Origin of the sequence: Agromyces sp. CCNWLW213 (genome assembly GCF_037199545.1) — a bacterium.
Taxonomy (GTDB): Bacteria; Actinomycetota; Actinomycetes; order Actinomycetales; family Microbacteriaceae; genus Agromyces.
Genome location: NZ_JBBBDX010000004.1, coordinates 81,353 through 100,042 on the forward strand (window position 1 = coordinate 81,353; position 18,690 = coordinate 100,042).

Annotated in this window: 15 protein-coding genes; 8 read left to right on the forward strand and 7 right to left on the reverse strand. The window is 73.4% G+C overall.

Annotation, left to right across the window (positions count from 1 at the left end; genetic code table 11):
- The first annotated feature begins 31 nt into the window (after positions 1 to 31).
- The 3 genes from nucS (at position 32) to WBQ80_RS09755 (ending at position 4,522) form a co-directional block, all read left to right on the forward strand.
- On the forward strand, positions 32 to 727 hold the full coding sequence (nucS, locus tag WBQ80_RS09745; protein ID WP_336573097.1) for an endonuclease NucS: 696 nt from the start codon (positions 32 to 34) through the stop codon (positions 725 to 727).
- A gap of 92 nt (positions 728 to 819) precedes the next feature.
- A complete protein-coding gene (locus WBQ80_RS09750; protein ID WP_336573098.1) occupies positions 820 to 1,512 on the forward strand; it encodes an HAD hydrolase-like protein in 693 nt (230 codons plus the stop codon).
- A gap of 217 nt (positions 1,513 to 1,729) precedes the next feature.
- Positions 1,730 to 4,522, forward strand: coding sequence for an immune inhibitor A domain-containing protein (locus tag WBQ80_RS09755; RefSeq protein WP_337282533.1), 2,793 nt, complete (start codon positions 1,730 to 1,732; stop codon positions 4,520 to 4,522).
- Between the two features lie 57 nt (positions 4,523 to 4,579).
- Here the strand turns inward: WBQ80_RS09755 and WBQ80_RS09760 are convergent, their stop codons facing one another.
- Complete coding sequence (locus WBQ80_RS09760; protein ID WP_336573100.1) at positions 4,580 to 5,287, reverse strand: TetR/AcrR family transcriptional regulator; 708 nt, start codon at positions 5,285 to 5,287, stop codon at positions 4,580 to 4,582.
- 143 nt (positions 5,288 to 5,430) lie between these two features.
- On the opposite strand from WBQ80_RS09760, the gene WBQ80_RS09765 reads away from it, so the two are divergent.
- The 3 genes from WBQ80_RS09765 (at position 5,431) to WBQ80_RS09775 (ending at position 9,596) form a co-directional block, all read left to right on the forward strand.
- Complete coding sequence (locus tag WBQ80_RS09765) at positions 5,431 to 6,369, forward strand: PfkB family carbohydrate kinase (RefSeq protein ID WP_336573101.1); 939 nt, start codon at positions 5,431 to 5,433, stop codon at positions 6,367 to 6,369.
- Between the two features lie 258 nt (positions 6,370 to 6,627).
- Positions 6,628 to 8,346 (forward strand): hypothetical protein, encoded by a 1,719-nt coding sequence (locus WBQ80_RS09770; RefSeq protein ID WP_336573102.1) that lies wholly within the window; start codon positions 6,628 to 6,630, stop codon positions 8,344 to 8,346.
- A gap of 83 nt (positions 8,347 to 8,429) precedes the next feature.
- Entirely contained in the window at positions 8,430 to 9,596 is a 1,167-nt protein-coding gene (locus tag WBQ80_RS09775; protein ID WP_336573103.1) for a hypothetical protein, read from the forward strand.
- Positions 9,597 to 9,602: 6 nt separating this feature from the next.
- Here WBQ80_RS09775 and WBQ80_RS09780 read toward each other — a convergent pair whose 3' ends face one another.
- Both WBQ80_RS09780 and WBQ80_RS09785 read right to left on the reverse strand, forming a co-directional pair.
- Complete coding sequence (locus tag WBQ80_RS09780; RefSeq protein ID WP_336573104.1) at positions 9,603 to 10,139, reverse strand: DedA family protein; 537 nt, start codon at positions 10,137 to 10,139, stop codon at positions 9,603 to 9,605.
- Positions 10,140 to 10,282: 143 nt separating this feature from the next.
- A complete protein-coding gene (locus WBQ80_RS09785; RefSeq protein WP_336573105.1) occupies positions 10,283 to 11,227 on the reverse strand; it encodes a cation transporter in 945 nt (314 codons plus the stop codon).
- Positions 11,228 to 11,389: 162 nt separating this feature from the next.
- On the opposite strand from WBQ80_RS09785, the gene WBQ80_RS09790 reads away from it, so the two are divergent.
- Both WBQ80_RS09790 and WBQ80_RS09795 read left to right on the forward strand, forming a co-directional pair.
- Complete coding sequence (locus WBQ80_RS09790) at positions 11,390 to 13,126, forward strand: MFS transporter (protein WP_336573106.1); 1,737 nt, start codon at positions 11,390 to 11,392, stop codon at positions 13,124 to 13,126.
- Positions 13,123 to 14,658 carry a leucyl aminopeptidase gene (locus tag WBQ80_RS09795; protein ID WP_336573107.1) on the forward strand — a complete coding sequence of 512 codons (1,536 nt, stop codon included), beginning with the start codon at positions 13,123 to 13,125 and terminating at the stop codon, positions 14,656 to 14,658. Before WBQ80_RS09790 ends, WBQ80_RS09795 begins: the two co-directional genes overlap by 4 nt.
- Positions 14,659 to 14,686: 28 nt before the next feature.
- Here the strand turns inward: WBQ80_RS09795 and WBQ80_RS09800 are convergent, their stop codons facing one another.
- Genes WBQ80_RS09800 through WBQ80_RS09815 form a run of 4 tightly spaced genes read right to left on the reverse strand, consistent with a single transcriptional unit; the run spans position 14,687 to position 18,668 of the window.
- Entirely contained in the window at positions 14,687 to 15,565 is an 879-nt protein-coding gene (locus tag WBQ80_RS09800; protein ID WP_336573108.1) for a MurR/RpiR family transcriptional regulator, read from the reverse strand.
- 52 nt (positions 15,566 to 15,617) lie between these two features.
- Positions 15,618 to 16,868 (reverse strand): M20 family metallopeptidase, encoded by a 1,251-nt coding sequence (locus tag WBQ80_RS09805; protein ID WP_336573109.1) that lies wholly within the window; start codon positions 16,866 to 16,868, stop codon positions 15,618 to 15,620.
- 1 nt (position 16,869) lies between these two features.
- The gene (locus WBQ80_RS09810; protein ID WP_336573110.1) at positions 16,870 to 17,676 is read right to left on the reverse strand and encodes an amino acid ABC transporter ATP-binding protein; all 807 of its coding nucleotides are present in this window, start codon (positions 17,674 to 17,676) and stop codon (positions 16,870 to 16,872) included.
- Positions 17,673 to 18,668, reverse strand: a complete 996-nt coding sequence (locus WBQ80_RS09815; protein ID WP_336573111.1) for an amino acid ABC transporter permease — start codon at positions 18,666 to 18,668, stop codon at positions 17,673 to 17,675. Before WBQ80_RS09815 ends, WBQ80_RS09810 begins: the two co-directional genes overlap by 4 nt.
- Positions 18,669 to 18,690 lie beyond the last annotated feature (22 nt).

An 18,690-nucleotide genomic window follows, 5' to 3' on the forward strand; every position in this document is an offset into this window, starting at 1 on the left:
CGAGTCCGCGACCCCGACGTAGACTCGCAGGGTGCGTCTCGTCATCGCCCGCTGCTCCGTCGACTACGCCGGCCGGCTCTCGGCGCACCTCCCCCTCGCGACGCGCCTGCTCATGGTCAAGGGCGACGGCAGCCTGCTCGTGCACTCGGACGGCGGCAGCTACAAGCCGCTCAACTGGATGAGCCCGCCGTGCACGCTCGAAGCCGCCGAACCCGACGACGAGCAGCGCGCCGCCGGCATCGCCCAGGTCTGGACCGTCACGCATCGCAAGACCGCCGACCGGCTCATCGTGTCGATCCACGAGGTGCTGCACGACTCGGCGCACGACCTCGGCGTCGACCCCGGCCTGCAGAAGGACGGCGTCGAGTCGCACCTCCAGCAGCTGCTCGCCGAGCAGATCGAGGTGCTGGGCGACGGGTACCGGCTGGTGCGGCGCGAGTACATGACCGCGATCGGCCCGGTCGACATCCTGGCGACGGATGCCGCGGGGCGCTCGGTCGCGGTCGAGCTCAAGCGCCGCGGCGACATCGACGGCGTCGAGCAGCTCACGCGCTACCTCGAGCTCATGAACCGCGACCCGCGCCTCGCGCCCGTCGCCGGGGTGTTCGCGGCCCAGGAGATCAAGCCGCAGGCGCGCACCCTCGCGGAGGACCGCGGCATCCGGTGCGTGGTGCTCGACTACGACGCCATGCGCGGCGTCGACAGCGGACACGCTCGCCTCTTCTGAGCCGGCCGAACGGGGCGCGACGCGGCACCGAGGCACGGCACTCCGAACGTTTCCTGAGTGTTCCTCGAAACACGGGGACGTAGGATGACGCGGTGACTTCCCCGCTCTCCACGACCCCGACCACCGCGGCGCCCCCGCGCGCGTGGTCCGCGGTGCTGTTCGACCTGGACGGCACGATCGTCGACTCCGCGAGCGAGATCATGGACTCGCTCGCGCACATGTTCACCGAGATGGGCGTCCCCGTGCCCGACGCCGACACCCTCCGCTCGTACGTCGGGCCCCCCCTGCTCGACAGCCTCCAGATGACGGCCGGGTTCAGCGACGTCGAGGCCTGGGAGGCGCTCAACGTCTACCGCGACCACTACGACCAGCACCTGCTGCGCTCCCCCGTCTTCCCCGGCGTCGAGGGCGTGCTCCAGCGCGTTCAGGCGGCGGGCATCCCGCTCGCGCTCGCGACGAGCAAGCCCGAGACGATGGCCCGCGAGGTGCTCGAGCACAACGGGCTCGCGAAGTACTTCACCGAGATCGCCGGGGCGAGCGACGACGAGAGCCGCAGCACCAAGGCCGACGTCGTGGCCGATGCGCTCCGCCGGCTGCAGGCCCGCGGCGTGGACACGACCGACGCGGTCATGGTCGGCGACCGCGGCTACGACATCCTCGGCGCCGCCGCGCACGGCGTGCCGACGGTCCTGGTCGAGTGGGGCTACGGCTCCCCCGCCGAAGCCGGCGACGCCCTCGCCGTCGTGCACTCCGCCGACCAGCTGCGCAGCCTCCTCATCGGCTGATCCCGCAGGGACTGCGGCATCCGTCGCGCCCCGTCGCACGACACGCGCGCCTTCGGCGACATCCGTGAGGATGCCTCGATAGCAACGATTCCACTTCTCCCTTCCGCCGCCGCTTCCGCCCGCCCCCGTCCGGGGGGCAGGATTCCCCCTACGTCCGCCCACCGGCGGACGACGATCGTGCCTGCGGCCACCGCCGCCGGCACTCGGAGGGAGAACCATGGCTGGAACCAGCTCGCGCGCGCGGAAGCGCGCCGCGGCAGCCCTGCCGGCGCTCGCCCTCGTCGCATCCGGACTCGCGGCCACGGGCGCGGGCGGGATGGCGACGGCGGCACCGCAGGGGGCCGAGACGTCCATCGACGGCTCGGAGTACTACATGAACTACGTCGAGCCGCGCGCCGAGGAGGCGTTCGGCACCGACGTCGAGGCCGTCAAGGGCGTGGAGGCGCAGAAGGCCGCCATCGCCAAGGCGACGGCGGTCGACGAGAAGTTCGCGTCGGGCAATCCGGTGGCCGCGCGCGGCCTCGCGAAGCTCGAGGCGAAGTCGATCGAGACCGGCAAGAGCCCCAAGGAGCTGAAGGACCGCTTCAAGGGCGCGAAGTCGACGCAGGAGGCGAAGCTCCTCACGATCCTCGTCGAGTTCAACGACCAGGCGGACGACGACTTCACCGACGTGCAGGTGCCGACCGCGTTCGGCGCGACCGACTGCAAGCCGGGCAGCATCCAGAACGGCCCGCTGCACAACAACATCCCGAACCCCGCCGACGCGTCGATGCCCGACAACAACTCGATGTGGGTGCCGGACTTCTCGCCCGAGCACTTCGACGCGATGCTGTTCAGCGACGAGGGCATCACCGAGCGCGTGCGCACGGACCTCACCGGTCCCGACGGGAAGCCCGGGTTCGACATCTCCGGCTACTCGATGAAGAACATGTACGAGGAGATGTCGCGCGGCGCGTACACCGTGACCGGCAAGACCACCGAGTGGGTCGAGGTGCCGCACTCCGAGGGCTGGTACGGCGCGAGCGTCTGCCACCTCAACGACGAGGGCGTCTACGAGGCCGGCGCGATCCAGGACATGCAGGGCCACCCCGACAACCCGCTCGGCGCCGGCCAGCTCGCGATCGACTCCGTGAAGGCGCTCGCCGAGCAGCAGCCCGACTTCCCCTTCGCCGACTACGACATCGAGGACCAGGGCGACCGCGACGGCGACGGCAACTTCTACGAGCCCGACGGCGTGATCGACCACGTCGTGCTCGTGCACGCCGGCGAGGACAAGTCCGGCGGCGGCGGGGCCGAGGGCACCTACGCGCTGTGGGCGCACTCGTCGGCGGTCGCCGGCGGCGCCGACATCCCCGGCACCGACCTCAAGCTGTCGAACTACATCGTGCAGCCCGAGGACTCGGGCGTCGGCGTGTTCGCGCACGAGTACGGCCACGACCTCGGCCTGCCCGACCTCTACGACACCTCGGGCGCCGGCAACTCCGACGTCGACTTCTGGGACCTCATGTCGTCGGGCTCGCACGCCGGCCCGATCTTCCAGTCGATGCCCACGCACATGGGCCTCTGGGACAAGTGGGTGCTCGGCTGGGCGAACCCGAAGCAGGTGAACCCCGGCGACGACGCGCTGACCGTCAAGGTCGGCCAGAACTCGCGCCCGCTCAAGGGCACGCAGGACGGCGTCAAGATCAACCTGCCCGACAAGGTCGTCACCCTCACCACGCCGCACAGCGGCGAGAACGCCTGGTACACCGGCGCCGACCAGGACTGGGCCGACATCACGCTGTCGCGCAGCCTCGAGGTGCCCGCCGACGCCAGGTTCTGGATGTGGAACGACTACGTCATCGAGCAGGACTGGGACTACGGCTTCGTCGAGGTCTCGACCGACGGCGGCGACTCGTGGACCGAGCTCAAGGTCTACGACGAGGCCGGCGCCGAGGTCACGACGCCCGACGGCTACGCCGACCCCAACGGCAACATGGCCACGTTCGGCGACAAGAAGTACGGCCTCACGGGCGACTCGCACGGGTGGCAGCACCAGTACGTCGACCTGGGCGCGTACGCCGGCCAGACGGTCGACCTGCGCCTGCGCCAGACGACGGACGCCGCCTACCTCGACCGCGGCTGGTTCGCGGACGACTTCTCGCTGACGAGCGGCGCCGAGACCGTCTGGTCCGACGACGTCGAGTCGGGCGACAACGGCTGGACCCCCGCGGTCTCGACGTTCGTCGACACGACCGGCCCCGGATGGCGCACCGACTCGGGCACGTCGTCGAAGGCGCACTACTACCTCGTGGAGTGGCGCAACTTCGACGGGTTCGACGAGGGCCTGAAGCACGCCTACGACACGGTGTACAGCACCGACGCGTGGAAGGTCGACAAGATCCAGTACAACGCGCCCGGCGCGCTGGTCTGGTACCGCGACACGACCTACGGCGACACCAACCACGTCACGGCGAGCTCGACCGCCATGCCGAGCGCCGGCGCCAAGGGCGGCCTGCTGATCGTCGACAGCCACTTCGACCCGCTGCGCCGCACCGGCGAGGCGGCGGCGAAGGACCCGTCGACGCTGAAGAACCTGCCCTCGCGCGCGCAGTCGTCGAACGCGGCGTTCGGCCTGCAGGACACGTACCCCTTCACGGAGTGCATCGTCGACGCGGCGTTCGCCGAGTACTGCACCGAGATCCCGGCCCTCCCCGCGGTGAGCACCTTCACCGACGACCAGGGCTGGGCGCCCGGACTCGAGTTCCGCGACGGCCGCCTGTTCTGGCGGCACATCGACGGCTCCGCCGTCGTGCCGTCGGTCGACAACCAGCCGTACACGACCCGCATCGTCGACCCCGAGGGCAACCTCGTGACGTCGCTGTTCGGGACGGACCTCGGCTTCACGAAGCTCGGCACGGGCAACCCCGCCGACGCCGGAGTGAGCTACGGCACCGTCGTCGAGGTCAAGAAGACCCTCGACGGCGACAGGACCGCGCTGATCGCGATCACCCCGCCCACCGCGGGCTGATCACCGTCGCGCACCGGCGAGGCGCCGGCCCCCTCGGGGGTCGGCGCCTTCGTCGCGTCAGGCCGAGCGGACGGCGGCGAGCAGCCCGTCGAGCAACCGGTCGAGGCCCCACGCGAAGCGCTCCGCGGGGTCGTCCGCGAACTCGCGGCGCCGCTCCGAGAGCGGGAACGACTCGAGGTCGTCCCAGAGCGTGTCGGATGCCGCGACGGGCGCGGGTCCCGCGTCCGGGTCGTGCGACGTCCCGCCGGTCGCGCGCGCCGCCTCGACCGCGTCGAAGGCGACGGCGCCGAGCACGTGGATCCGGACGGCGTGCGCGGCGCGGCCGGCGGCGACGAGGTCGAGCCCGGCGCCAGTGAACGCGGCGAGCAGCTCCTCGTCGAGCCGCGCGGCGTTGGGGCCGTCGAGCGGCGTCGCCAGCAGGAGACCGACGGCGCCGGGGCGCTCGACGAGCAGCGTGCGCAGGTCGCGGGCGAGCACCTGCACGCGCTGCCGTGCATCGGGTTCCGTCGCCGAGTGCTCGCCGCCGGCGGCATCCGTCGTGGCACGGTTCGCGCCCACCGGCAGCCGCCCGAGGACCTGCTCGACCATGCCGGCGAGCAGCGCCTGCTTGTTCGGGTAGTAGGTGTACATCGCGGTCGGGGTGAGGCCGAGCGCGCCGGCCACGCCGCGTACCGAGACGGCGTCGAAGCCCCTCGACTCGAGCAGCTCGAACGCGGCGTCGAGGATCTCGGCGTGGGTGAGGCTGCGTCTGGGTCCGGGTCTCATGGGGCCTTCCGTGCGAGGGGACTCGACACACCGTACAGCGTTGCGCGGGCGGGTCCGGCATGGACGACGGCGCACCCCCGTGACACGCTGGTGACGCATCGGAAGGTCCCCCGCGGGGCCGGCGAGAGGAAGAGGTCGAGCGGATGGCGCAGCCCAGCGACTCCCGGAAGCGCGTCACCGTGGTCGGCGACGCCCTCATCGACGAACTGCGCGACCCCTCGGGCGCGCGCGAGTTCGTGGGCGGGGCGGCGCTCAACGTCGCCGTCGGCCTGGCGCTGCTCGGCGACGACGCGACGCTCGTCGCGATGCTGGGCGACGACGAGCCCGCGGAGCACATCCGCACCTTCCTCGACGACTACGCCGTGCGACTCGTCGCGAGCCCGTCCGAACGCGGCACGTCGCGCGCCGTGTCGATCCGCACCGACGGCGAGCCGCGCTACGAGTTCAACGAGGCCGCGCAGCACCGCCGGCTGCGGTTCGACGCCGCCACGCTCGACGCGCTCGACCGGGCCGACCTGGTCGTGGTCAGCTGCTACCCGTTCGACGACGACGAGCAGGTCGAGCTGCTGCTCGGGGCGATCGCCGATCCCGGGCACCGCCTCGTGGTCGACGGCAACCCCCGCTCGGGCATGCTGCACGATCGAGCGCGGTTCCTCGCCAACTTCGAGCGCGTCGCCGCCCGCTCGCTGCTGGTCAAGGTCGGCGACGAGGACGCCGACCTGCTGCTCGGGGCGCCCCTCGCCGAATTCGTGCGGCGCCTGCGGGGCGACGGGTCGGCTCCGGATGCCGCGGGGCCGGTCGTGCTCGCCACGGCGGGCCGCGAGGGCGCCTCCCTGCACCACGCCGGGCTCGAGGTGCACGCCGACATCGTCTCGCTGCCCGGACCGGTCGTCGACACGATGGGCGCCGGCGACGCGACCCTGGCCGCGGTCGTCCACCGCATCGCGGAGGACGGGGTGCCGCAGTCCGCGGACGGCTGGACTCGGGCGCTCCAGGAGGCCATGGGGATCGCGGCCGCGACCGTCCGGCACGAGGGCGCGCTGCTGCGCACGGGGGTCGCGCCCCCGCAGCTCGGCAGCTGACCCGTTGCGCGCCGGCTCCGCGAGACCCGGAACTGGGTCTTGCGGTGCGCCCAGTGCGTCGTCGTAGACTCGGGCGCATCCGTCGGGTCGCACCCGGCCCGCACGTCGAGGAGCGCGACGCCATCCCAGGGGCGCCGCCCTCGTGGGCCGAACCGGACACGACGGAGAGCAACCCCGATCGCGCCGATTCACGGCGCACCCCCGGACGGGCAGCGAGACCCCGCCTCCCGTGCGTCCGGTGGATGGAGAGGAGTGGACGTGGACGACGCGGCCGACCGCGCACCGTCACCACTCGACCCACCCCTCGTGATCGAGAACCCGACCGACACCGAACTGGTCGACGCCGCCCGCACGGGCGACTCGTTCGCGATCACCCGCCTCTGGCAACGCCACCTCGCCGTCGCCTGGCGTGCCGCGCGCGCCGTCACGGGCCGGCCCGATGCGGAGCCGGTCGTGGTCCGCACGGCCGAGCTCCTGGTCGCCGAGCTCGGCGAGGGCCGCGGGCCCGCGGGCGCCGTCCGGCCGCACCTGCTGGCGCTCACGCGCGCGGCGGTCGCCGACGAAGCCGCGGGCGGCGCGCCCGCGGAGCCGGCCGCAGACGGCGCCGACGCCCGGCCGACGCCCGGACTCGCACCGGCCGAGACGTACCGGGACCTGCTGCCCGACGGGATGGGCGACGGGTCCGCTGCTGCCGCGGCCTTCGCGTCCCTCCCCACGCGCTGGCAGGAGGCCCTCTGGCTGGCGGAGGTCGACGGACTCGCGCCGGCCGAGGTCGCGGCCGAGCTCGGGCTCACCGCCGAGGCGGTCGACACGGTGCTCGCCGACGCTCGCTCCGCGCTCCGCACCGAGTGGTCCTCGCTCCGGCTCGCCGACCTGCCCGACGAGGCGGAGTGCCGCGCGGTCGCGGGGGCGACCTCCGCCGGGCGCCGCGGTCGGGCGCACCTCGACGACTGCGCCGGATGCCGCGTGGTCGCCGCGCCCCCCGAGCTCGTCGCGCGCCGCGCGGTCGCGACCCTGCCGCTCCTGCTCCTCGGCGCCGGAGGCGGCATCGCCTTCCTCGAATCGCTCCGGCCCGGTGCCTCCGGGGCCGCCACCGAGCCCGTGCCCTCGCTCGCGGAGTCCGACGCGGCCACGGCGGAGGCCGATGCCGAGGTCGCAGCCGCGGCCGCGGAGGCCGCGACGGGCGCCTCCGCTCCCCACCTGCGTGCGGTCGGCCTCGCCGGCGCGTTCGGTGCGGCGGTCCACGGCGTCCGCCGCCGACCCGGCTTCGCGGTCGCCGCCACGCTCGGCGGGATCGCGGCGACCACGGCGCTCGTCGCCGCCCTGTCCGGGTGGAGCGGGGGCCCCGGCGACCCGTCGCGCTTCCTCGCCGACGCCGGCTCCACGACCGACGTGGCCGAACCCGCGCCCGAAGTGCTCCCCCCGGTCGTCGTCGCGACCGAGCTGCCCGACGCCCCGGAGACGGACGCACCGGCTCCCGTCGTGCCGGACGCCGTCCCGGACGCGTCGCCCGCACCGTCGCCGACCGCCGACACGGCGCCGCCCCCCGCGAGCGTCGACCCCGGCGGCGAGTTCGACGACCCCGCCGGCCAGCCCGAGCCTCCGCGCAACGGCATCTCGGCCCCCGCCGACGGCGGCGGCAAGACGCCCGTGTCCGCTCCGGCGCCCCCGACCTCGCGCGCGCCCCTCGAGGCCGTGCTCGGCAAGCCCGGGGCCAACGGATGGCGCACCCTCACGGTGACCGGCGAGCCGGGTTCGGCCTTCACGGTCTCGAGCGCGGGCGAGCTGCTCTTCTCGGGCGTGCTCGATGCCGGCGGCACCGCCGTGCTCCAGGTGCGCGGCCTGGCCGGCGGCGTCCAGTCGCTCGGCCTCGCGTACGACGACGCGGGCGGCACGTCGTACGCGCTCACCGACGAGACGCCCGGCTCGGTCGAGACGGCGCGGCGCTCGGGCCCCCCGTCCCCGCCTTCGCCCTGACCCGCTCCGCACCCCGCGCCGTGATCCGCCACACGGGGACCTTGGTCCGGTGGGGGCGGAGGGCGCGGCCCTAGCCTGTACGCATGTCACCATCCGTGGCACCGGCGCGAGGCCCGGGGCAGGCGGTCCCGACGCGGGCGACCGCCCCGTCGGCGGGTCGGGGTGCGGCCTCCAGCCATCGCCGGCTGGCCGTCGAGACCGAGGCCCTCATCGCCGGCGTCATCGCCGCCGTGGCCGCCGGGCTCGTGGGCGCGGTCTTCTTCCGTGGGCTCGTGTGGCCGCTGTGGGGCAAGTGGTCGGTCGGCGCGGTCGCGGCGATCAGCGTCGCGATCGCCGGCATCGTCATCGCCGCCGTGAGCTACCGGCGTTCGCGCGACCTGCCCGGGCAGGAGTGGCGTCGCCGGCTCCGGCCGTGGAAGTCGGCGCTCGACGTCGCGGCGGTGGCGACGGTCCACGCCGTCATCGCCGGGATCCTCGCCGTGGTGGTGTTCACGACGCTGCAGCGCGCCTTCGAGGGCATCGTCGTCGACGCCCTGACCGCCACCGCGGCGGCGGCGACGTCCGCCGGGCTCGCCGGCTACTGGATCTCGCTCTCGGCCTCGGCGATCACCACGAGCCGGATGGCCACGCTCCTCGTCGTGTTCATGGCCTCGTCGGTGCTCGCGAGCATGGCGACGGCCCAGGACCCGGCGTGGTGGGAGTACCACTTCAGCGAGCTCGGCACGGGTGACGACATCTCGAGCTCGCTGTTCAACCTCGCCGTCCTCGTCGGCGGCGCCTTCGTGACCACCTTCGCGATCTACGTGCATCGCGACCTCACGACGCTCGTTCGGCAGGGCGTGCTCGTGCACGGCTGGACCCCGCGCTTCGTGTCGACCGTGTTCATCGTGATGGGGACGATGCTCGCGTGCGTGGGCCTCTTCCCGCTCGACGTCAGCGTCCTGCTGCACAACCTGTCGGCGATCGGGATGTCGCTGACCTTCCTCGGACTGCTCGCCTCGACCCCCTTCACCCTGCGGGGCATGCCGGCGCGGTTCCTGTGGTTCTGCGCGGGCGGCATCGTGCTGCTGCTCGGGGGCGCCGTGCTCTTCGAGCCGCTCGGCTACTACAGCCTGACCGCGTTCGAGCTCCTCGCATTCGCGATCATCTTCGGCTGGATCTCGGTCTTCATCCGGTTCATCGACGCGCTCGCCGAGCGCGGCGCGGCGGCGGCGACCGCCGTGCAGCGTTCCGACGACTACTCGGTCTGACGGCGACTACTCGGGGCGGCCGGCGTCCTCGGGAAGGCGCGGATCGTCGGAGTTTGAACGCGCGTGCGCCGCCGCGAACGCCACCCGCGCCCGCCGCGTCGCGAACTCGACGAGCACGAGGAGCGCCACCACCGCGAGCGCGCTGAGGATCGCCGCGACCGGGTCGCGCTGCGCGGCGCGGATGACCGCGTTCACGGTCGCGAGCCCGAGCACGCCGTAGAGGGTGGCCCACATGGCGCCGCCGACGACCAGCGCGGGCACGTACTTGATCAGCGGCATCCGCAGCACGCCCGCGGCGAGGTTCACCGCGGTCTGGAAGCCGACCGTCAGGAACGACAGGGCCACGACCGGGGCCCCGAAGCGCTCGATGACGGCCTCCGCGCGGGCGAGCTGGGGCGCCATGCGGCCGCGGCGCTCGAGCAGCCGCCGCACGCCGGCGCGGGATCCGCGCCCGAGGGCGTACGTGCCGCCCGCACGCAGCAGCACGATCACGAACAGCACGCCGATGGCCGCCGGAAGCGGCCAGCCCTCGAAGATCTCCACGTCACCCGCCTGTCGCCGTCATCGACCGCGCCGGGCGGCCGACCTCGCACGCCCCCGGACGTCGCGGTCGTGGGTTCACGCGAAGTCTAGCCGCGAGGGTTCCGAGACCGCCGGGACGAAGGTCTCGGGCGGGCCGTGCGGCGCTACTCGGCGAGCGACGGATCGGCGGTGAGCTCGACGGTCGCCCACACGTCGTACGGGAGCGGCGCGAGGGCGGCGATCACGGAGCGCCGGACCTCGTCCTCCTGGCCGATCGTGGCGGTGTCGTGGTCGAGCACGTACACGACGTCGACGTAGAGCTTCGCCCCGAGTCTCGTGACCCGGACCTCGGCGCCCGGGAGGTCGAACCGGCCGGTGACGCCGTCGATCGCCCGCTCCACGGCGAGCAGCGTATGCCCGTCGGGCTGGCCCTCGAGCAGCTCGGCGACGCCGCGTCGCAGCATCCGGACGGGGAGGGGCGCGATGAGCGCGCACGCGACGAGCACGAGCACCGGGTCGATGTAGTCGAGCGGCCATTCGATCCCCGCGAGGGCCAGGAGGGCGGCCGCGGCGGCGCCCGCCGCGATCACGAACCGGCGGATCGCGGCCGCGTTCCACTGCGCCGCCTCCGCGGCGAGGAGCTCGCTTCCCGCCGCGGTGCGCCGGAGCCAGGCGGCGAAGGCGACGGATGCCACGGCCGCGACGAGCGCGTACACCGCGACGGTCAGCGCCGCCACCCGCTGTCCCCCGGCGAGGATCACGATCACCGCGTCTGCCGCGGCGTACACGATGGTGGCCGAGACCGCGAGTCCCTGCACGGCGATGATGAGCGGCGTCAGGCCGTCGCGGCCGTACGGGTACCGGTCGGTCGGCCCCGCGTCGGCCGCGCGCGAGGCGCGGAGGGCGAGCCACGACATGGCGACCCCGATGACCCCGACCGCGGCGACGAGCACGAGCACGCGCGACCCGGCCCAGATCCCCAGGCCGATGGCCGAGACCGACAAGGCGGCCGCCAGCCACATCGACGCCGGGAGGCCGCGCTCCTCGGCGAGCGCCGCGGCGACCGACGCCTCCGCCCGCGAGTCGCCCGGCTCCCGTCCTGTCGTCATCGACTTACCCTCTCGTCACCGGCCCGGCGTCGCGATCCGACGCGCCGGGACCACCCCACCTGCGGAACGTACCGCAGCGCGGGCGCCGGCGACAGCCCGCCTCGCCATGGCTCCCGTTCGGTGCTCTACCGCTTGTCGATCCCGCGGGTTATGGTCGGTGCGATGCCCGGTTCCCCGCGCCGGGCCGGTCCGGGGGTCGAGATGGGTTCCAGCACGAGGGCGGCCGCTTCCACCGCCACGACGGATGCCTCGGCCCCGGCCTCGTGGCTTCCCCTGATCGTCGTCGTGCTCACGCAGATCCAGGCGTCGTTCGCGGTCAACGCGCTCACCGTGTCGATGGCCGGCATCACGGGCGACCTCGACACGGCCGCGTCGTCGGTGGGCGTGGCGATCACGGCCGGCACGTTCTCGATGGCGGCCTTCATCCTGCTCGGTGCGAAGGTCGGCGCGCGCTACGGAACGCGCCGCGTGTTCCAGATCGCGGTGGCCGTGCATGCGCTCGCGATGGCCGGCGTCGCGCTCGCCCAGTCCCCCGCGGTGCTCTTCATCGCGCAGGCGTCGTCGGGCGCGGTCATCGCGCTCATCGCCCCCGCCCTGACCGTGTTCATCGCCTCGAACTACCACGGCGCGCAGCAGGCGCGCGCGATCGGGCTCCTGGCCGCCGCGATCCCCGCGGCGGGGGTGCTCGCGCTGCTCATCGCCGGCCAGTTCGCGACCACCATCGGCTGGCGCTGGTCGTTCGCGCTCATGGTCGCCCTCGGCGTGGTCAACCTCCTGCTGAGCTTCCGCCTCAGGAAGGTGCCGGCGCAGCCCGGGCTCACGATCGACTGGACGGGCGCGCTGCTCGCGGCCGCGTCCATCATCCTGCTCAGCTTCGGCTTCTCGGGGCTCAACTCGTGGGGCGTGTGGGAGGCGACCGCGCAGGCCCCGTTCGACGTGCTCGGGGTCTCGCCCGCCCCGATCCTCATCGTGCTCGGGCTCGTGATCGGGCAGGCGTTCTTCCTGTGGCTGCGACGCCGCGGCGCCGCGGGCCGGCCGCGCATCTTCGACCTGCGCGTGCTGGCCACGGGCGCCGAGCGGGCGGTCACCGCGTGCATGGCCACGATGCTGTTCGTGGGCACCGCGGCGAACTTCCTGATCCCGCTCTACATGCAGGTGGTGCAGGGCCTGTCGGGGATCGAGACCTCGTTCTCGATCATCCCCTACACGCTCTCGATCTTCCTCGCCTCGACCTTCATCGCCACCCTCTACGGCCGGTTCACGCCGCGGGTGCTGGGCACCGCCGGGTTCGTGGTGGTCGCGGCCGCGCTGACGCTGCTCGCGTTCACGGTGCGCGGCGACTGGGGCCAGGCGTTCGTCGTCATCGGGCTGATCCTGCTCGGCCTCGGGCAGGGCTCGATCGTCGCCCTGGTCTTCAACACCCTGCTCTCGGCGGCGCCGCGGCAGCTCGCGGGCGACGTGGGCGCGTGGCGCGGCCTCGTGCACAACCTGTCGGGCTCGGTCGGCATCGCCGTCGCGACCGCGTTCGCGGTGGGGGTGCTCGCATCCACGCTCGCGACCTCGGCGGCCGCGAATCCGGAGATCGGCGAGGACCTCATCAGCGAGGTGAACTTCGACGACGCGGACTTCCTCACCAACGCCCAGGTCGAGGAGGTGCTCGCCGGCACGTCCGCGACCGAGGCGGAGGTGGCCGCGGCGATCGAGGTCAACGAGGACGCCCGGCTCCGCGCGCTGCAGGTCTCCCTGCTGGGCCTGGCGCTGCTGTCGGTCCTCGCCATCGTTCCGGCGATGCGCATGCCCGACTACCGTGAGGGGGAGCTGCCCGCGAAGCTCGAGCCCGACGACGACGACCCGATCGACGAGGTCGTCGATCCCGACCACCTGGAGGCCCGCCCGTGACCCGAAGCCCGCACAAGCTCATCGCCGACGACTTCTCGCCCGTCCCCTCGCTCGACGCCTACGACGCGATCGAGGTCGCGGCGGTCGACGAGTTCGGCGGCGGAACCGGCGGCGCCGGACTCGACGCCATCGGCGTGGTGGTCCACGACGCGGGTCCGCTGCCCGAGGGGATCGGGCTCGATCGCGACGCGCTCCAGCGCGCGGGCTTCGAGGCGAAGCCCGGCCAGACCCTGCTCATCCCCCAGGCGGGGAGCACCCTCATCGTCGTCGTCGGCGCGGGTCCGGCCGACGACGCGACGGATGCCGGGCTCCGCGATGCCGCGGCCGCATTCGTGCGCGCGGTGCCGAAGGCGGCCGCCGTGGGCCTGCGGGTGCCCGCCCTCGGCTCCATCGACGCCGAGGTCGCCGGCCGGGCGCTCGCCGAGGGCGCGACACTCGCCCGGTACCGCTACGACGCGCTGAAGTCGGAGCCGCGCGATGCGCGGCTCACGCGCGTGGAGTTCCGCATCGACGGCGCCGACCGCGACGCGGCATCCGCCGGCATCGCCACCGGGCTCGCGGCCGCACGCGCCACGGCCGTCGCCCGCGACCTTGCCAACACGCCGCCGAGCCACCTCACCGCCGCCGACATGGCCGACGTCGCCGAGCTCCTGGGCGGCCGCTTCGGCTTCCACGTCGAGGTGTTCGACAAGCGGCAGCTCATCGAGCTCGGCTGCGGCGGGCTGCTGGGGGTCAACGCCGGCAGCGCCGAGGAGCCGCGCATGGTGGTGCTGCGCTACGCCCCCGAGGGCGAGCCGACCGGGCACCTCGGCCTCGTCGGCAAGGGCATCATGTACGACTCCGGCGGCATCAGCCTCAAGCCGAGCGACCCCATGCACCTCCTCATGAAGATGGACATGGGCGGCGCGGCGGCCGTGCTCGGCGCGTTCACGGCGCTGCGAGACCTCGGCACGAGCGCGAAGGTCACCGGCTGGCTGATGTGCACCGACAACATGCCGTCGGGTTCGGCGTACAAGCTCGGCGACGTGCTCACCGCACGGGGCGGCACGACCGTCGAGGTGAAGAACACCGACGCCGAGGGCCGGCTCGTCATGATGGACGCCCTGGTGCTGGCGACCGAGGAGGGCGTCGACGCCATCGTCGACATCGCGACCCTCACGGGCGCCGCGCTGCGGGCGCTGGGCGAGACCCACTCGGTGGTGCTCGGCACCAGCCAGCCGCTGGTCGACCGGGTGCGCGACGCGGCGCAGGCGGTGGACGAGCCGACATGGCAGTTCCCGCTCGTGCGCAAGTACCGCAAGCTCATGGATTCCGACGTCGCCGACATCGCCAACCTGGGCGGCACGAACGCGGGGGCCACGACCGCGGCGCTGTTCCTGGCCGAGTTCGTGGGCGAGACGCCCTGGGCGCACCTCGACATCGCGGGCACCATGAACGCCGACTCCGACGAGGCGTGGCGCTCCAAGGGCGCCACGGGCTACGGCGCGCGGATCCTCGCCGAGGTGGCGCAGAGCTTCACGCCGGTCGGCTGAGCGCAGCGATCCGGCGGGGCGCGCGTCGTCAGTACAGCCCGAGTTCGGCGCCCGCGGCCTCGATGCGCCGCATCCGCTCGGACGCGTCGTCGCCGAGGCGCTCGAGACAGCCGGCGATGACGGACTCGACGAGCGCGAGCACGGGCGTCATCGCGTCGAAGGCCGAGGGCGACCCGGTCTCGCTCGGCAGCACGACGTCGGCGTCGGAGGCGATCGGCGACAGCCACGAGTCGGTGAAGAGCACCACCTGCGCGCGCCGCTCACGCGCCGCGGAGGCCACCTGCAGCGTGCGCTCCTCGTAGCGCCGGTAGTCGAACAGCACCACCGCGTCGCCGCGGCCGAGCCCCGCGATCGCCTCGGCCCGCCCGCCCGCGTCGTCGGGCAGCATCGCGACACCGGGGCGCATGAGCTGCAGGTGCTGGGCGAGGAATCGCGCGAGCAGTCCGCTGAAGCGGCCGCCCGCGATGAGCACCTGCCCCCTCGCGGTGGCGAGCGCCTCGACGCAGCGATCGAACTCGTCGGGAGCGAGGTTCGCGAAGGTGCGCTCGAGCGTGGCGCGCATGATCGCACCGGCCTGCTCGAGCCGGCTCCCCTCGCCGCCGAGCGCGGTGCCCTGCCCCCGGTCGTAGAGCGCGAGCGGCGACGCGGACCGCTCGTCGAGGTCGTCGCGCAGCGCCTGCTGGAACTCGGGGAAGCCGCGGTAGCCCATCCGGTTCGCGAACCGCAGCACGGTGGGGCCGGAGACCCCGGCGCGTGCCGCGAGCTTCGCGACGGTCTCGAAGCCGGCCGAGGGGTACGACGAGAGCAGCACGCGGGCGACCTTGCGCTCGGCGGGCGAGCAGTCGGCCATGCCGCGCCGGATCGCCTCGGCCACCGAGGCCGGGTGCGCGCCGGCGTCCACGGTCATCAGCGACCCCCTTCCGCCTCTCACCGTACTGCCCTCCCCCGGCCCTCGCGGCTCATTCCGGCCGGGACGCGTCCGAGACGGCGACGACGAGTCCGGCGAGCAGGGCGACGCGGTCGGGCACGCTCGCGAGGTCGAGCCACTCGTCGACCCCGTGGTCGCCGCCCCCGACCGGACCGAGGCCGTCGAGCGTGGGAACCCCGAGGGCGGCGACGAAGTTCGCATCCGAGGCCCCGCCGGTCGCGGCGACGTCGAACGCGAGTCCCAGCCGGTCGCCGACCTCGCGCGCGAGCGCGGCGAGCTCGTCGGTCGCGGCGCGCTCGAGCGGCGGGCACACGTCGAGCCGCGTCACGTCGATGCGCGCTCCGTCGACGAACGGATGGCGCGCGCGCTCGTCGATCGCGTCGAGCGCGGCGACGAGCTCGGAGAGGCCCGTGGCGCGGACCTCGACGTGCAGCTCGGCCGACTCGGGCACGATGTTCGGGCGCGATCCGGACGCGACCTTGCCGACGTTCACCGACAGTCCGGGCTCGACGCCCGACAGCGCCTGCACGTCGAGCAGCAGGCGGGCCGCCTCGACGGCGGCGTTGATGCCGCGCTCGGGCTCCACACCCGAGTGCGCGGCGCGTCCGCGGATCGAGACGAGCACGTCGGCCACGCCCTTCCGGGCCCCGACCAGGTCGCCGTTCTCGCGGGCGCACTCGAGGCAGAGCGCGGCATCCGCCCCGCGGGCGATGTCGGCGAGGATCTCGCGGCTCGCGGGCGAGCCGATCTCCTCGTCGGGCGTCAGCGCGACGACGAGCTCGCCGTACCCGTCGTAGCCCAGCCGTTCGAGCACGCGGGCCGCCGCGAGCCCGGCGGCGATCCCCGCCACGTCGTCGCAGACGCCGGGGCCGTACGCGATGCCGTCCGTGATTCGGAAGGGCCGCTCGGCCGCCGTTCCCGGGGGGAACACCGTGTCCATGTGCGCGAACAGCACGACGCGCGCGGTTCCGGTGCCGCGACGCCGGGCGACCACCACGGGGCCGTGACGGCGGCCGTCGCGCTCGGGCGTCGGCACGGTCTCGACGTCGAACCCGTCGGCCGCGAGCGTTCCCGCGGCCCAGGCCGCGACCCGCGCCACGCCCTCGGGATCGTGCGAGCCCGAGTCGATGCCGACGAGGTGCGCGAGGTCGTCGCGGTACCGGCCGTCCACCGCGTGCGCTGCGCGACGCAGTTCCTCGGCGGTCGGCGCCCGGAACCCGGCGGTGCGCGCGTCGGCGACGGCGGGTGCGGCGGCCGGCGGTCGGACGGAGGTCCCCGCCACGTCAGAGCACCTTCGACAGGAACGAGCGCGTGCGCTCCTCGCGCGGGTCGCCCAGGACCTGTGCGGGGTCGCCGGCCTCGACGACGACGCCGCCGTCCATGAACACGGCCACGTCGCCGACCTCTCGTGCGAAGCCGATCTCGTGGGTCACCACGATCATGGTCATGCCGCTCTCGGCGAGCCCGCGCATCACGTCGAGGACATCGCCGACGAGCTCCGGGTCGAGGGCCGAGGTGGGCTCGTCGAAGAGCATCACCTCGGGCTCCATCGCCAGGGCGCGTGCGATCGCGACGCGCTGCTGCTGTCCGCCGGAGAGCTGGGCCGGGTAGGTGTCGGCCTTCTCGGCGAGTCCGACCTGGGCCAGCAGGCGCAGCGCCTGCTCCCTGGCATCCGCCTTCGAACGACGGGCGACCTGCATCGGCGCCTCGATCACGTTCTCGAGCGCGGTCATGTGCGGGAACAGGTTGAAGCGCTGGAACACCATGCCGACCTTGCGGCGCTGGGTCGCGACCTCCTTCTCGCGGAGCTCGTACAGCTTGCCGTTCTTCTCCCGATACCCGACCGTCTCGCCCCCGACGCGGATCATGCCCGCGTCGATCTGCTCGAGGTGGTTGATGCAGCGCAGGAACGTCGACTTGCCCGAGCCGGACGGGCCGAGCAGGCACACGACCTGCCCTCGCTCGACCGACATGGTGATGCCCTTCAGCACCTCGAGGCTGCCGAAGCGCTTGTGCACCTCGACCGCTTCGACCATGGGTCGCTCGGACGTCGCCGCGAGCGGCGAGGCCTGGGGGATGGTGGCGGTCATGAGGCCGACTCCTTCTTCGACGCGCGCGCGGTCCGGGCCGGCAGCGCGATGCTCTGCGTGAAGGTGGACACGCGCGAGCCGATGGTGGGACGCGCCCCGTTGAACCCGCGGCCGTACCGCCGCTCGAGCCACATCTGGGGGATCGACAGGATCGAGGTGAGCGCGAGGTACCAGATCGCCGCGACGATGAGCAGCGGGATGATCTTGTAGTTCTGCGTGTACGCCTCGCGAATGTTCGACATGAGGTCGTCGCCGGCGACGATCGCGACGAGCGACGTGCTCTTCAGCATCGTGATGGTCTCGTTGCCCATCGGCGGGATGATCACGCGCATGGCCTGCGGCAGCACGATGCGCCGGAGGGTTCTCGCGGGCGACATGCCGAGGGAGTGCGCGGCCTCGGTCTGCCCCGGGTCGACCGACTGGATGCCGGCGCGCACGATCTCCGCCGCGTAGGCCATCTCGTTGAGGCCCAGCGCGAGCAGCGCGGCGACGGTGGCGGGGATGAGCTGGCTCGTGTCGAACGACCAGAACTCGACCGACGTGAACGGGATGCCCACCACGATCTTGGGGATGAACGCGCCGATGAAGCCCCAGAAGATGAGCTGCAACAGCAGCGGCGTGCCGCGGAACACCCAGATGAACAGCATCGCCGCGACCGAGAGCACGGGATTCGGCGAGAGGCGCATCACGGCGACGACGATGCCGCCGAACACGCCCATGAGCATCGACGCGACCGTGAGCCAGATCGTGATGATGACGCCGTTGATGGTGAGCGGCTTGAAGAGGTACTCGCCGACGGTCTCGAGGTCGAGATTCGGGTTCTGGAGGATCGAGTACAGCGACCCGATCCCGACGGCCAGGACGAGGACGGCGGCGATCCACCGGCCCGGGTGGCGGACGGGCACGGCCTCGATGGGCCCGGGGCGGGCGGCGCCCGAGGGACCCGAGGGTCCTGCGGGCGCCGCCGTGGCTGACGGCTGCGTTGCGGTCATGGGTGGTGCTTCCGTTCCGATC

Coding starts and splice junctions, on each gene's coding strand:
- WBQ80_RS09755 (WP_337282533.1), top strand. CDS start 1,730: ATGGCTGGAACCAGCTCGCGCGCGCGGAAGCGCGCCGCGGCAGCCCTG.
- WBQ80_RS09760 (WP_336573100.1), bottom strand. CDS start 5,287: ATGAGACCCGGACCCAGACGCAGCCTCACCCACGCCGAGATCCTCGAC.
- WBQ80_RS09765 (WP_336573101.1), top strand. CDS start 5,431: ATGGCGCAGCCCAGCGACTCCCGGAAGCGCGTCACCGTGGTCGGCGAC.
- WBQ80_RS09775 (WP_336573103.1), top strand. CDS start 8,430: ATGTCACCATCCGTGGCACCGGCGCGAGGCCCGGGGCAGGCGGTCCCG.
- WBQ80_RS09785 (WP_336573105.1), bottom strand. CDS start 11,227: ATGACGACAGGACGGGAGCCGGGCGACTCGCGGGCGGAGGCGTCGGTC.
- WBQ80_RS09790 (WP_336573106.1), top strand. CDS start 11,390: ATGCCCGGTTCCCCGCGCCGGGCCGGTCCGGGGGTCGAGATGGGTTCC.
- WBQ80_RS09800 (WP_336573108.1), bottom strand. CDS start 15,565: ATGACCGTGGACGCCGGCGCGCACCCGGCCTCGGTGGCCGAGGCGATC.
- WBQ80_RS09810 (WP_336573110.1), bottom strand. CDS start 17,676: ATGACCGCCACCATCCCCCAGGCCTCGCCGCTCGCGGCGACGTCCGAG.
- WBQ80_RS09815 (WP_336573111.1), bottom strand. CDS start 18,668: ATGACCGCAACGCAGCCGTCAGCCACGGCGGCGCCCGCAGGACCCTCG.